The organism is Lentzea guizhouensis (genome assembly GCF_001701025.1).
GTDB classification, from domain to species: Bacteria; Actinomycetota; Actinomycetes; order Mycobacteriales; family Pseudonocardiaceae; genus Lentzea; species Lentzea guizhouensis.
Window position 1 is genome coordinate 6,108,602 of the sequence record NZ_CP016793.1, and the last position, 12,522, is coordinate 6,121,123.

16 protein-coding genes are annotated in these 12,522 nt (G+C 67.5%); 10 read left to right on the forward strand and 6 right to left on the reverse strand.

Going from position 1 to position 12,522, the window contains the following annotated elements:
• Window positions 1-53: 53 nt before the first annotated feature.
• The 5 genes from BBK82_RS29900 to BBK82_RS29915 all read left to right on the forward strand — a co-directional run bounded on the left by BBK82_RS29900 (window position 54) and on the right by BBK82_RS29915 (window position 3,591).
• On the forward strand, window positions 54-797 hold the full coding sequence (locus BBK82_RS29900) for an AAA family ATPase (RefSeq protein WP_065917973.1): 744 nt from the start codon (window positions 54-56) through the stop codon (window positions 795-797).
• Between the two features lie 294 nt (window positions 798-1,091).
• Window positions 1,092-1,292, forward strand: a complete 201-nt coding sequence (locus BBK82_RS29905) for a hypothetical protein (protein WP_065917974.1) — start codon at window positions 1,092-1,094, stop codon at window positions 1,290-1,292.
• A 406-nt stretch (window positions 1,293-1,698) separates the two neighbouring features.
• Entirely contained in the window at window positions 1,699-1,965 is a 267-nt protein-coding gene (locus tag BBK82_RS52865) for a hypothetical protein (RefSeq protein WP_218920364.1), read from the forward strand.
• Window positions 1,926-2,315: an SLATT domain-containing protein gene (locus tag BBK82_RS29910; protein ID WP_218920365.1), complete on the forward strand. Its 390-nt coding sequence runs from the start codon at window positions 1,926-1,928 to the stop codon at window positions 2,313-2,315. Before BBK82_RS52865 ends, BBK82_RS29910 begins: the two co-directional genes overlap by 40 nt.
• The gene (locus tag BBK82_RS29915) at window positions 2,302-3,591 is read left to right on the forward strand and encodes a nucleotide-binding domain-containing protein (RefSeq protein WP_065917975.1); all 1,290 of its coding nucleotides are present in this window, start codon (window positions 2,302-2,304) and stop codon (window positions 3,589-3,591) included. Before BBK82_RS29910 ends, BBK82_RS29915 begins: the two co-directional genes overlap by 14 nt.
• Before the next feature lie 73 nt (window positions 3,592-3,664).
• Here the strand turns inward: BBK82_RS29915 and BBK82_RS29920 are convergent, their stop codons facing one another.
• Window positions 3,665-4,267: a hypothetical protein gene (locus BBK82_RS29920; RefSeq protein ID WP_154697584.1), complete on the reverse strand. Its 603-nt coding sequence runs from the start codon at window positions 4,265-4,267 to the stop codon at window positions 3,665-3,667.
• Window positions 4,268-5,020: 753 nt separating this feature from the next.
• On the opposite strand from BBK82_RS29920, the gene BBK82_RS29930 reads away from it, so the two are divergent.
• Window positions 5,021-6,127, forward strand: coding sequence for a hypothetical protein (locus tag BBK82_RS29930; protein WP_065917978.1), 1,107 nt, complete (start codon window positions 5,021-5,023; stop codon window positions 6,125-6,127).
• 316 nt (window positions 6,128-6,443) lie between these two features.
• Window positions 6,444-7,145 (forward strand): hypothetical protein, encoded by a 702-nt coding sequence (locus tag BBK82_RS52395; RefSeq protein ID WP_179953711.1) that lies wholly within the window; start codon window positions 6,444-6,446, stop codon window positions 7,143-7,145.
• Here the strand turns inward: BBK82_RS52395 and BBK82_RS29940 are convergent.
• Entirely contained in the window at window positions 7,135-7,341 is a 207-nt protein-coding gene (locus BBK82_RS29940; RefSeq protein ID WP_154697585.1) for a hypothetical protein, read from the reverse strand. The genes BBK82_RS52395 and BBK82_RS29940 overlap by 11 nt on opposite strands.
• A gap of 87 nt (window positions 7,342-7,428) precedes the next feature.
• Between BBK82_RS29940 and BBK82_RS29945 the strand changes: the two genes are divergently transcribed.
• Window positions 7,429-7,617, forward strand: coding sequence for a hypothetical protein (locus BBK82_RS29945; RefSeq protein WP_335617986.1), 189 nt, complete (start codon window positions 7,429-7,431; stop codon window positions 7,615-7,617).
• On the opposite strand, the gene BBK82_RS56395 is transcribed toward BBK82_RS29945, so the two are convergent.
• The 3 genes from BBK82_RS56395 to BBK82_RS29955 form a co-directional block, all read right to left on the reverse strand.
• Window positions 7,610-7,867 (reverse strand): NAD(P)/FAD-dependent oxidoreductase, encoded by a 258-nt coding sequence (locus tag BBK82_RS56395; RefSeq protein WP_335617987.1) that lies wholly within the window; start codon window positions 7,865-7,867, stop codon window positions 7,610-7,612. The genes BBK82_RS29945 and BBK82_RS56395 overlap by 8 nt on opposite strands.
• Window positions 7,842-8,543: a flavin-containing monooxygenase gene (locus BBK82_RS29950; protein ID WP_335617988.1), complete on the reverse strand. Its 702-nt coding sequence runs from the start codon at window positions 8,541-8,543 to the stop codon at window positions 7,842-7,844. The genes BBK82_RS56395 and BBK82_RS29950 overlap by 26 nt, the downstream gene beginning before the upstream one ends.
• Window positions 8,544-8,675: 132 nt before the next feature.
• Window positions 8,676-9,509 (reverse strand): helix-turn-helix domain-containing GNAT family N-acetyltransferase, encoded by an 834-nt coding sequence (locus BBK82_RS29955; protein WP_065917981.1) that lies wholly within the window; start codon window positions 9,507-9,509, stop codon window positions 8,676-8,678.
• 99 nt (window positions 9,510-9,608) lie between these two features.
• On the opposite strand from BBK82_RS29955, the gene BBK82_RS29960 reads away from it, so the two are divergent.
• Both BBK82_RS29960 and BBK82_RS29965 read left to right on the forward strand, forming a co-directional pair.
• Window positions 9,609-10,934, forward strand: a complete 1,326-nt coding sequence (locus tag BBK82_RS29960; RefSeq protein ID WP_065917982.1) for an FAD-dependent oxidoreductase — start codon at window positions 9,609-9,611, stop codon at window positions 10,932-10,934.
• The gene (locus BBK82_RS29965) at window positions 10,924-12,111 is read left to right on the forward strand and encodes an MFS transporter (protein ID WP_065917983.1); all 1,188 of its coding nucleotides are present in this window, start codon (window positions 10,924-10,926) and stop codon (window positions 12,109-12,111) included. Before BBK82_RS29960 ends, BBK82_RS29965 begins: the two co-directional genes overlap by 11 nt.
• Here BBK82_RS29965 and BBK82_RS29970 read toward each other — a convergent pair.
• Window positions 12,108-12,509 carry an arsenate reductase ArsC gene (locus tag BBK82_RS29970; protein ID WP_065921458.1) on the reverse strand — a complete coding sequence of 134 codons (402 nt, stop codon included), beginning with the start codon at window positions 12,507-12,509 and terminating at the stop codon, window positions 12,108-12,110. The genes BBK82_RS29965 and BBK82_RS29970 overlap by 4 nt on opposite strands.
• Between the last annotated feature and the right edge of the window lie 13 nt (window positions 12,510-12,522).

The following is a 12,522-nucleotide window of genomic DNA, read 5'->3' on the forward strand; positions in this document are numbered from 1 at the left end:
ACACCTGCGGGAGCCTGCGAACCGACTACCGCTGATCGAAGGAACCTGACGTCATGCTCGCCCGCCGCGCGTACATCCCCGAGGAGTCGCTTCCCAAGGGCTCCCGCCGAACCTGGCCGCTCGACGTGCCGTGCGTCGCTCAACTGGCCGACGAGGGCATGTCCTTCGACAAGCCGATCACCTTCCTCGTGGGCGAGAACGGCTCGGGCAAGTCGACCCTCGTCGAGGCGTTCGCGGAGGCGTGGGGCCTGGACGCGCGCGGCGGACGAGCCGGACGCAAGTACGCGAACGACCGCCCGAAGACCGCGCTTGGCGAGATGGTGCGCTTCGAGACCACCACTGCCGGGGCCCGGCAACGGTCGGGCACCCGCACGAAGCGCAAGGGCTACTTCCTCCGTGCGGAGACCGCCTTCGGCTTCATGGAGGCCGTCAGCGGTATGCAGGGCTACTGGGAGGAGGACACCAGCGAGATGAGCCACGGCGAGGGGTTCCTCACTGTGTTCTCGGCGATGTTCCGCGAACCCGGCTTCTACTTGATGGACGAGCCAGAAGCCGCGCTGTCGTTCCAGTCCTGCCTGCGGCTGGTGTCGCTGATGTACCAGCTCGGCAAGTCCGGCGCGCAGATCATCTGCGCCACCCACTCACCGATCCTGGCGTCCACCCCGGACGCCGACATCATCGAGGTGAACGAGCACGGGTTCCACCGCGCCGCGTGGGAGGACCTCGCTCTCGTCGACCACTGGCGCAGGTACATGAACACGCCGGAGGCCTATCTGCGGCACGTCACCGAAGAGTGACGGCAACCGGTGAGCGCAGACCAAAGTGAGGCAGACGCCCAGTACCGCAGGCAGCTGCCTCGACCTGGTTCGTCACCCCGAGACGTTGTTCGCGACCCGCTGGTTAAGAGTCCTCGGGTAGGCCCTGGCGGAGGTGTCGGCTAATGCCGGCGGGTGCCGTTTCCGCACTTCGGGGTCAAGATGCGTCGGGGGCTCGTGTCGCGTCGTGTCTCCCGTGTCGTTGCAGGTCAGGGATCTCGGGCGCGGCCTGGGCTCATCGAGCGCCGGTTCCGGGGTCCTTCACGATGTCGAGCGGTGGTCACGGTGATCATGGCTACGGTGGTCGGGCTGACGTTCCTGTTTGGCTTCGGCAACGTGCTCAGCCTCGCTCTGCGACTCGGTGTTCCTGTCTGGGTCGCTTTGCTCATCGCGCCTGCCGTCGACTTGTCGATCTTGGGCTTGCTGTTCGCGACGCGTTTCCTCGCGCTGCACTGCAACACACCTTCACGCCATTGACCTTGGAAAGGTAAGACCGCGACTGCTGTGGAAACCTTGCGGTTCGAGTGCGGCGAGCCGGGCGTGGCGAGCACGGGATCGATCCGGGAGGGAACGGAGTCGCGTGGTCCGGTGGGACCAGGCCCGTTGGCGGCTCAACGCGTTCCTCGGGGGCGGAGTCGCGGCGTATCATCGTCGTTTTCGCCAGTCGTCCCAGGAATCGCATGGCCAGCGCACCCCATCGGCCACCTGTTGAGGCCGCGAGTAGCTGAAGTCCTTCACTCGCGACGATTCCTCGATGTGATGAAGCACGGCGAGCCTGCTTGCTGTTGTCGGCTGCCCACGCAAAATCGAACCCATGTTCGACCGAGTTTCGGCCACTGCTGGGCAGCACCGACTCCGGTCGATCGGCGCGGGAGGTTGAAGGGTGAGCGAGACCGAGAGAACCCGGGTGAACGATGACGGGCGGGCCTTGCTGCTGTCGCAGGTTCGTGAGATGTATGCACGTGTCGCCTACAGTCACAAGGTCCACGAAAAGCAAGCCGATCTTTGCTTCCAGAAGCACCGCAGGCAGCAGCGGCTGCTGGTCGGGCTGATGGTGATCAGCTCCGGTACGTTCCTGGCCTCCCTGCTCGGCCTGGTGACGAGCAAGGAGTGGGCGGCCCTCGCCCCTCCTTCATCGCGTTGTCGGTGACGGCGATGAACCTGGGCAGCAAGACGTTCAGCCACGGCGAGGACACGCAGAAGCACCGGGGCATCGCCGCGAAGCTGTGGAACCTCCGTGAGTCGTACCTCTCGCTCATCGTCGACATCCAGGCCGGTGCCCTCGCGCTGAACGAGGGACGCGAGGTGCGCGACCGGCTTCAGCAGCAGGCGCTCGAGGTGTACGGCGATGCACCTCGAACCACGCCGAAGGCATACGCGGCAGCGCAACTGGCGTTGAAGGACAAAGAGGACCTGACGTTCTCGCCTCGCGAGATCGACCAGCTGCTGCCCGTTGACCTGCGCAAGACAGGGGAGCGCCCGGCCCGTGAAATCGAGTGAGATCTTCGAAGGTCTGCTGAAGAACCTGAAGATCGACAACAGGTCGGCGATCATCAATCGCCGGACGGAGATCGTGAAGGCGCTGAACAAGGAGTTCCGCGGCGTCGACAAGTCGACCAGGAACCAGTTGATGGTCGGCTCCTACGGTCGAGGCTCGGCGATCCGCGGCATCTCGGACCTCGACATGCTGTTCATCCTGCCGGCGAGCATCCGGGACGCGCACAAGAAGGCCGACGGACCGGAGAAGATCCTCACGCGTACCCGGACCGCCATCAAAGCGCGGTACCCGGACACGGAGGTCAAAGTCGATCGGCTTGTCGTGGTGGTGCAGTTCCAGAACTTCAAGTTCGAGGTGCAGCCCGTTTTCGAGAACGAGGACGAGTCGTTCTCGTACCCGGACACCTACTCGAAGTCGTGGAAGGTGACCAAGCCACGTGCAGAGATCGAGGCGATCCGCGCGAAGGACGCGTTGAGCAAGGGGAACCTCAGGAACCTCTGCAAGATGGTGCGTGCTTGGAAGAACGCGCACGGCGTCGTCATGAGTGGTCTGCTCATCGACACGTTGACCCACAACTTCATCCGGGACAACGAGGAGTATCACACAGCTACCCCGGTGTCCTACGGGTTGATGGCCCGCGACTTCTTCAAGTTCCTGTCGGAGGAGGAAGACCACGAGCACTACGCCGCTCTGGGGAGCGGGCAACAGGTCAAGGTGAAGAAGAAGTTCCAGCGCCGGGCCAAACGCGCTTACGAACTCTGCGACGCGGCGATCGCTGCAGAGGGCAAGACCGTCGCGAACAAGAAGTGGAAGGCCGTCTTCGGCAAGCCTGTCCCCAGCGCGGCTGCAGCTGCGGCGGCTCGTGAGTCGGTTGGCTTCAGGGATACCGAGGAGTTCATCGAGGACAGGTACCCCGTGGACATCCGGCACACCGTGCTGATCGATTGCACGGTGTCACAAGACGGCTTCAGGCCGCAGAAGCTGCGAACCATGTTGCAGCACCGGTGGCCACTGAGGCCACGCAAGAAGTTGCTCTTCGCGATCGTCGAGTGCGAGGTGCCGGAGCCGTACAAAGTCAAGTGGAAGGTCCTCAACCGCGGGCCCGAGGCCGAACGGTTAGACCGCGTTCGTGGACAGATAATCGACCCGAACCAGTCCAGAGCGCGGGGAGAGGAGACGAACTTCAGGGGCGATCATTACGTCGAGTGCTACGTGATCAAGAACGGCGTAGTTGTTGCGCGAAGCCGTATCCAGGTACCGATCGAGCCAGAGCAGTGAGATCACGGCTTGAGCGGGTTGCAGCCATGATCGGTCAGACGGCCACCGCGAGCGGTTCTCTATTTGGGGCGATCTACGATTCCGGGTGAACCGATCTTGCTTCAGGAGGCGTTCCTGGGTAACGGAAGTCAACGCACGCCGGTCGGTTCGGCGCCGGTATGACGGCTCGCGCACGTGAACAGAGTTCGATCACCGTCTCAGCCGCGGTTCGCCCCGATCTCTCGGGCAGATGCGGGAGCAGGGAGATCAGCACGTCCGCGCTGTTCCGGGCGTCTGCGTCCGCGGTCGCCAGGGTGAGCGCCACATCCAATTGTGTCGCGGACAGGTGTGGAGCGAGGGCCTCCAGCACGAGTCTCAAGTGGTAGCTGTTCGCGGAGGAGCTCGCGAGCCGCAACATCCAGTCAAGCTGCGGTTCGGACAGGTGGGGTGCGAGCGCTGCAAGCGCATCCGCCGCACCTGGGCAGGTTTGGACCTCGGCAAGTGCCAGATCGAGCTGTGCGGGGGTAAGGCGTAAGGCGATGGCGCGGTAGATCTTACGCTTGAGGAAAGGGTCGCCCCAGGTAACGGCCTCGGCGATGGCTTCGCTGAGCACGATTGCGATCCGCTCGGCGGTGAAGTGAGGTGGCAGACCGGCTAGTGCACGCAGGCGGGCCAGGGCGTCCTCGATGAGTTCCACGTCGATGAGAGCGTCGGTCAGGGCTGTCGCGTGCGGTTGTGGTGGCAGATGGGGAAGCGCTGCCGGGAGCAGGGACACGCGGTCCTGCGACGCTTGGACGCGGCGACGTGGGCGAGTGCCTGGTCTTGCTGAAGCGGGGTCCGGATCCGGTGTCTGCGGTCAGGGACACGCACGAGCAGATCGTCGCAGTACTCCAGCGTGCAGGCAGACTAAAGTCGGGGAGTGTGCCGACCGGACCCGGTACGCCAGCTCGAAGGCTCGTAAGAACTACACCGGTACCAGCCGGTCGCCATTGACTCGGGCCGCAAGACCACCGTGAACTGCCGGTACGTGCGCAACACCAGACTGGTCGACTCATTCATGCGCCAAGTCATGAGCGCGCTGAGCGCCTCACCCAAGCATGGGCCTACTACGACCGCCAACGCGCTCGCGGCGTGCCACACAACGTCGCCCTTCGCCACCTTGCCAACCGCCTCGTCAGCATCCTCCACGGCCGCCTCGCCAGCTGCACAACCTACGACGAGACCACCGCCTGGCGCACCACGCCGTTGCAGCCTGAGTCTCTGATCCCAGGGGATGTTCTTGGGGTGCAACTCGCCGCCCTGGAGAATGCTCGACTCAGCGGCAATTTCGCCGTAGGTGCAGAGAAGAGGGGCGACGCAAGGCGATGAGCCACACCATCGTGATCTCCGACGAGGCCCCCAGAAAGCTCGGCGCCGAGCAGGCGACCCGAATTCAGGGGCTGGTGTATCGGTGAGCTTGACCACCCAGCTGCACCGCGGCGAGCTAGGCCGCTGGTGTGCGGCGACGTTCCCCGGCACGCCCGAGGTCGCACGCCAGATTGCCGCCGCGGCCAAGTCTGCCGGAAAGGCCCTGGTCCGACCTACTGGACGGCCCGACAGACGCCACTGGGCCGACATCGGGGGAGCTTTCGGTCAGCGACTGGCGGACCTGGTCGACCCTTCCCCGCCCTACGGTGCGCTGCTGGGCATGATCCGGGCCGGATGGCTGTCGTTCGCTCAGGCGCACGCGGAGGCCGCCGCATATCCGAGCCACCAGGAGCTCGACGTTGAACACCGCGCCCGTGCACTGTCCTTGCGCCGTACCCCGGACGGCTGGCTCGACCTGGGGCGGACTGGCGATGTTCGCGGCGTTGACCAGTCCGCAAGTGTCGCGCTACGCGATCTCCTCGCCCGTACCCGCGCCTACCAGGCCACGCACGCGCCAGTCGGGCTGTTCGGCTCGAACGGCGCCGAGGCCGGGCTGGCACGCTCGGCTTGGGTGATCTCCGCGTGCGAGGGCATCTACCGTTCCGGCGAGGTCGACGAACGTCTGGCCGGCGCACTGCGCACCGGTGGCCGTGCCGAGGACCTGCGTGCCTTGCCCAGCGAGCAGGCGGTGACCGAGCTGGTCAAGCTGACCTGGCGCGTCCGGCACACCGCGCTCAACGAGTTCCGGCATCTTGCCGGTAACCCCGGACCAGGTGTTTCTCTCGGAGTCGCGGCCCCTACGTTCGTGCCGAACTGGGCCGATGGCGACCTGCTGGTGGGCACCAGCACCGAGACCTTGCTGGTCGACGTCAAGACCGTGATGTCGCTGGCCGACCTTGACAGGGTCTCGCGGTGGCTATGGCAAATCCTTTTGTACGCGTGGCTCGACACCAATGACCTCAACCACGTCCGTGCCGTGGGGCTCTATCTCGCGCGGCACGGAGTCCTGGTCACGTGGGGCCTCGACGAGCTTGCCGGGCTGCTGCTCGGAGACACCAGCGGTAAGCACCGGAAACGGACGCGCCGTGAATTCGAGGCTCTAGCGGCCAAGGTCATTACCGCTGAGGGTGCGCGCTTCCCGATCAGCTGAACGCGCAGGCCCGTCGTGGCGGACGGCATGGTCAAGGCCTGTCGGAGTAATTCTCCCGTGCTGCGTTGAGAGTTGTCCGCCGAGCCAGCCATACGGTGGGTTCGCGCTGCGCCACCACGACCGGTCTGCGACGTGAAGGAGCTGGGTGCCTGCGACGGCCAACGCGGTCGCGGTGCGCCACACAACGCCGCCTCCGCGACACCTCACCAACCAGTTCGTCGGCATCCTCCACGGCTGCCTTGACAGCCGCACGACTTACGACCAGACCACCGCCTAGGCACACCACCTCGCTGCAGGGTGCTTCTCAATCCCAAGGATGTCCTCGGTCCCCTCGGGCGCTGCTTCCGGGATCCTTCACGACGTCGAGCGGGCGGTCACGGTGAGCATGGCCGCGGTGGTCGGCTCACGTTCCTGTTCGGCTTCGGCAACGTCCTCAACCTCGCTCTCCGGGCTCGACGTTCCGGCTGGGTGGCTCCGCTCATCGCGCCTGCTGTCGCTCTCGGTACTCGGACTGCTGCTTGCGACGAGGCATCTAAGCCGTGCGCGGCGCATCTGTCCAGGTCTTGAGGCCGCTCGGCGGTTCACGCTCTTCGTGAGCGCGGTGACGCTGGCGCTCAACGTGGCGGACCCGTTGCTGTCCGGCGGCTGCGGGAAGGCCGCGTTCGACGCGGTCGGTCCGATGCTCCTGATCGGGTGGGCAGAAGTCGGACCGGGAATGATCCCAGCCGACCTCGCAACTGTCCCAGTTCCGCGCTGGGAAGACCGTGGGAAGCGCGTCGATGAGTACGTCCACGGCTTGACCGGTGCGGGGCTGGAGGATCTCGACCGAGCACGGCAGGCCGATGCTCGGCACTGGGCAGCGCACAAAAGGCCCATCTCGGCGGACGCCCTGCGGATCGAGCTGAAGGTCAGCATGGAGCGGGCGCGGGAATTCATGAGTGCGGTTCGTGGAGAGCTCACGGAATTGGTTGTGACACGTGCTGACGGCGGGCTGCGCGGCGTTCGGGTCAGCGCATGACGCGCAGTACAGGACGTATGTCCGGAACGCCGAGGAACTCGCGGATGCGCGGCACCTTCCAGGCCAGCTGGTCAGCGAGTTGTGTGATCGACAATCCGTGGTCGCAAGCGAGGTCGAAGGCCTGCGCGAGCAAGGTGGGTTGCTCACCCGGATACCACTCCAGCGGTTCGGGCTTGAAGCCTTCCTCGGTGCGCAAGCTGTGCATGCGTTGGTAGGCACGGCTTGCCGCAGAGTCCGACAGTAGGCCGACTTCGCGGCAGCGGTACAGCAGGGAGTGATGGTCTTGGCTGATCGCACCATCGCCGCGTTGCACCGGCGCCTTGACCGCGAGGACGACAGCAGCCTCGCCCGAGGCATGCCCTACCCCACGCGCTGGGACCCGTTCTTCCGGGACTTCATGACACTTGCCGACCTGTACCGCTTCCCGGTGCAGCACTTCGACTTCCACCGCGACCAGCTCTCGCTCACCTGACAAGCCGCCGCACCACATGTGCTGCGTCCCGGCCGACACCCCGCAAGGTGGCGGACGACAGGCTGCGCTGCCATTCGAGACCGACGAAGCCGAGTCCACGATGCGGCGAAAGGCTTCGGTTGTGCTCGATGCTCAACGCGTCCAGGTACGGCAGGTCGGGTCGGTACCCGGTGGCCAAGATGATCGCGTCGACATGTTCACGCTGCTCGTCCGGCCAGATCGCCTTAAAGCCTTCCAGCGCGGTGAACATCGGTCGGCGGTCCGGACGGTGCTGGTCGAGTGCGGATCGGTAGCGGCCGGTGTCCAGGACCGGGGTGGTGAAGCCGTCGGGCAGCCACGGGCCGATCGGGAGGTGGCCCAGGCCGGTGCGGTCGAGCCAAAAGTGCAGGTCGGCCGAACGGGCGTTGCGCGGAGAACTTCACCTGCTTGCGGGTGGCGAGGGTGACCTGGGCGTGGTCGGCGAGTTCGGCGGCGATCTGGACGGCCGAGTTGCCGGCGCCGACCAGGATGACGCGCTGGTCGTGGAACGGCTCGGGGGAGCGGTACTGCGCCGCGTGCAGCACGGTGCCGGGGAAGTCGTCGAGACCGGGCAGCGCCGGGCGGTGAGGTCTGCCGAAGCCACCGGTCGCGGCGATCACGATGGGCGCGGCGAAGTCGGTGCCGTCGTCGGTTGTGACGCGGAACCCGTTGTCGTGCGCTACCTTCGCGACCCGATGGCCGGTGCGGATGTCGGTATCGAGGGGTGCGGCGTAGGAGCGGAGGTAGTCCACGACCTCGTCGCGGTGCGGGTAGTGCTCGGGGTCGCCGGGGAACGGTAGACCGGGCAGGGCGCTGTACCGGGCGGGAGAGAACAGGGTGAGGCTGTCGTAGTAGTGCGGCCAGGAGCTGACCGGTTCGGCGCCGGCTTCAAGCACCAGCGGGCGCATGCCGTGGGCAAGTAGGGCGTGGGCGGCGGCGAGTTCGGACTGGCCTGCGCCGATGACAATGGGTCGTGACTGTTCATGGGCACCTCGAAGTAGCCGTTGCCGTGCCCGGCAGCGGTTTGGGGTCAACAGGGGCTAGTCGGCTCGGCGTTCGAGGAAGACGGTGTCGCGCCAGACGCCGTGGTGTTGCGCGATGCGTTCGCGGACGCCGAGGGTGCGGAAGCCCGCAGAGTGGTGCAGGGCGAGGCTGGCGCGGTTCTCGGGGAAGATCGACGTCTGCAACGTCCACAGGCCGGCCTCGTCGGCGGCCATGACCTGCTTGCTCAGCAACGACTTGCCGACGCCGCGGCCGCGGAAGTCCTCGCCGACGTAGACGGAGGTCTCGGCGACGCCGGCGTAGCAGTCGCGTGTGGACACCGGGGTGGCGGCGGCCCAGCCCGCGACAGCGCCGTCGACCTCCGCGATCCAGCGGTGGTCCGGGAGCCACTTGGCCTCCAGGGACTTCCGGCTGGGCACCTCGGTCTCGAAGGTCGCGTCACCAGTGGCGATGCCCTCGCCGTAGATCCGTCGCACCGCGGTCCAGTCGCCGGGTTCGAGCGGCCGCACGACCACGTCGCCGGGGACATCGGCCGGGCAGCAGGGTCGCGCTTCGAGCACGCCCATCACGACGTCGGCGGCGTGCGGGAGGCCGGTGCAGCAGTTCGGGTTCACGGTCACGTGGGTGGCCGTGCCTTCTTTGTGCAGCAGCACGAAGCCGATGTCGGCGAGCTTGCGGACGTGGTGCGAGCAGGTCGACTGGCTGATGCCGAGCAGTTCGGTGAGCTCGCCGACGGTCATCGAGCGGCCGGAGGTCGCGACGGCGTGCAGCAGCCGCACGCGGGTGGGTTCGGCGAGGCTCGCGAACCACTCCGAGTAGGTGGCGGCGTCCTGCGTCGCGAGCAGGCGGGGGCCGGGTTCGGTGACCATCATGGTGGCAAGTATCGACGCAAATCGATGGTTGCGTCAATCGATCCGCGTCGATAGAGTCCTCGGCGTTGATTCGAAATCCTTCGATGCAAGGGGTGCGCGGTGAACGAGTTGCCGGTCGTCGTGGTGGGTGCCGGGCCTGCGGGTTTGTCCGCGGCGGCGCATCTGGTCGAGCGAGGTGAGCGCGTTGTCGTGCTGGAGGCCGGGGACCAGGCCGGAGCCGCTGTGTCGCAGTGGAACCACGTGCGGTTGTTCTCGCGGTGGAGCGAGCTCGTCGACCCCGCGGCCCAGCGTCTGCTGGAGCCGACCGGGTGGGTTCATCCGGATGGCGACACGTATCCGACCGGGGCCGAGTGGGCGGAGGAGTACCTGCGGCCGCTCGCTGCAGCCTTGGGCGACCGGGTGCGCCTCGGTGCGCGGGTTGTCGGAGTGGCGCGGCGTGGCCGGGACCGCGTGGTCGACGCCGGGCGTGAGGACGAGCCGCTGACGGTGCACGTGCAGACCGCGAACGGGGAGGAGCGGGTCGCGGCGCGAGCGGTGATCGACGCGTCCGGCACGTGGGGTTCGCCGAACCCGTTGGGCGGTGACGGTCTTCCCGCGGTGGGGGAGCGAGCGGAGACCGCGCGGATCAACTACCGAGTGCCGGACCTGGCGGTGGAACGGGAGCGGTACGCCGGTAAGCGGATTGCGGTAGCGGGTAGTGGGCATTCGGCGTTGACCGCGCTGGTGGCACTCGCGGATCTCGCCGAGCAGGAACCCGGCACGAAGGTCGTGTGGTTGTTGCGGCGCGGTGCGGTGGGCAACGTGTTCGGTGGCGGCGAGGCGGACCAGCTGCCCGCGCGCGGCGCGCTGGGGTTGCGTGCGAAGAAGGCCGCGGAAGCCGGGCACATCGAGACGGTCACCGGGTTCCGCACCGCCGCGGTCGAGCGGGCCGTGGACGGGAGCCTCGTGCTGGAGTCGTTCGACGGCCACCGCGTCGAGGGTGTTGACGAGGTCGTGGTGCTGACCGGGTTCCGGCCGGACCTGTCGTGGCTGTCGGAGGTGCGCCTGGACCTGGATCCGGTGCTGCAGGCGCCGACGAAGCTCGCGCCGCTGATCGACCCGAACGTCCACTCGTGCGGCACCGTTTACCCGCACGGTGAAGGCGAGTTGCGCCACCCCGAGCCGGGCGTTTACCTGGTGGGCATGAAGAGCTACGGCCGTGCGCCGACGTTCCTGGCGCTCACCGGCTACGAGCAGGTGCGGTCGGTCGTCGCGGCGATCGCGGGGGACCACGAGTCGGCCGGCCGGGTGGAGCTCGTGCTGCCCGAGACCGGGGTGTGCGGCGGTGCCGGCGTGTTCGACGCCCCGGCCGAGGAGAAGAACGGCTGCTGCGGTGCGCCGGAGGCGGTTGAGGTGTCGATCGGCCTCGCGCCCGGTGCACGCTGACACCGCGGCGCAGCCTGGCCTTGACGCCGGGTTGCGCCGGGTGCTGGTCGTGTTGTGCACCACCGAGATCATCAGCTGGGGGGTGCTCTACTACGCCTTTCCCGTGTTGCTGCCGACGATCGGCGGCAACACGGGCTGGTCGCTCGCCGCGATCACGGCCGGGTTCTCCGCCAGTCAGATCGTCGCGGGCCTGGTCGGCATCCCGGTGGGCAAGCTGCTCGACCGGCACGGTCCGCGCGCCATCATGGCCACCGGCTCAGTACTCGCCGTGCTTGCGCTTGTCGCACTGGCGAGCGCGCGCTCGTTGGTGTGGTTCAGTGCGGCGTGGTTGCTGGCCGGGGTCGCGATGGCGGGGGTGTTCTACGCGCCGGCGTTCGCCGCGCTGACCCGCTGGTACGGACCGCGCCGCGTCACCGCCTTGACCGCGGTCACCCTCGTCGCCGGGCTGGCCAGCACCGTGTTCGCGCCGTTGACGGCCGTGCTGAACGATCAACTGGACTGGCGCGCAACGTACCTCGTCCTCGCGGGATTCCTTGCTGTCACGACGATTCCGTTGCATCTGTGGGGCTTGCGGCTGCCGTGGCCGGCGGTCGAGCACGAGACCGTGCACACCCCGTCCGCGGTGGCGCGCAGCAGGCCGTTCCTGGTGCTCGTGGTGGCGATGAGCCTGGCTGCGTTCAGCGTGTACGCCGTCGTGATCAACCTCGTCCCGCTGCTCACCGAACGCGGCATGACGACGACGGCGGCGGCCGTGGCGCTCGGTCTGGGCGGAGTCGGTCAGGTCCTCGGCCGGCTCGGCTACGCCAGGCTCGCCGCGCGCACATCGGTGCGCACCCGGACCGTGCTGGTCCTCCTGGTCAGCGCGGCCGTGACCGTGCTGCTGGGCGTGGTGCCCGGACCCGCCCTGCTGCTGATCGCGGGCTCGGTGCTCGCCGGAGTCACGCGCGGGATCTTCACGCTCGTGCAGGCGACCGCGATCACCGACCGGTGGGGAGCGGTCCACTACGGACAGTTGAACGGCCTGCTCACCGCGCCCGTCATGCTCACGGCCGCCATCGCGCCGTGGGCGGGCAGCGCGCTGGCGGCGTGGCTGGGCGGGTTCCCGGCCGTGTTCGTGGTGCTGGGCGCGATCGGGGTGCTGGCGGCCGCGTTGTCGACGGCCAGCGTGCCGCGCTAGTCCAGCAGTTCGGCGACCAGCCCGCGCACCCGGCGGTCGATGTCGTCACGGATCGGCCGCACCGCGTCGATGCCCTGACCCGCGGGGTCGTCGAGCTGCCAGTCGAGGTAGCGCTTGCCGGGGAACACCGGGCAGGTGTCGCCGCAGCCCATCGTGATGACGACGTCGGAGGCTTCGACGTCCTCGGTCGTGAGCTTCGAGGGCACCTCGGCGGTGATGTCGAGACCCCACTCGGCGAGTGCGGCGGCAGCGGCCGGGTTGACCTTCTCGGCGGGCTCGGAACCCGCCGAGCGCACCGCGATGCGGCCCATGCCGTAGTGCTGCAGCAGTGCGGCGGCCATCTGGGAGCGGCCCGCGTTGTGCACGCAGACGAACAGCACCTCGGGGGTGGTGGACACGGTGTTCTCCTTC

Excerpts from the sequence above, each read along its gene's own strand:
- BBK82_RS29900 (WP_065917973.1), top strand. The coding sequence starts at position 54 with ATGCTCGCCCGCCGCGCGTACATCCCCGAGGAGTCGCTTCCCAAGGGC.
- BBK82_RS52395 (WP_179953711.1), top strand. The coding sequence starts at position 6,444 with ATGTCCTCGGTCCCCTCGGGCGCTGCTTCCGGGATCCTTCACGACGTC.
- BBK82_RS56395 (WP_335617987.1), bottom strand. The coding sequence starts at position 7,867 with ATGTTCACCGCGCTGGAAGGCTTTAAGGCGATCTGGCCGGACGAGCAG.
- BBK82_RS29950 (WP_335617988.1), bottom strand. The coding sequence starts at position 8,543 with ATGCGCCCGCTGGTGCTTGAAGCCGGCGCCGAACCGGTCAGCTCCTGG.
- BBK82_RS29955 (WP_065917981.1), bottom strand. The coding sequence starts at position 9,509 with ATGATGGTCACCGAACCCGGCCCCCGCCTGCTCGCGACGCAGGACGCC.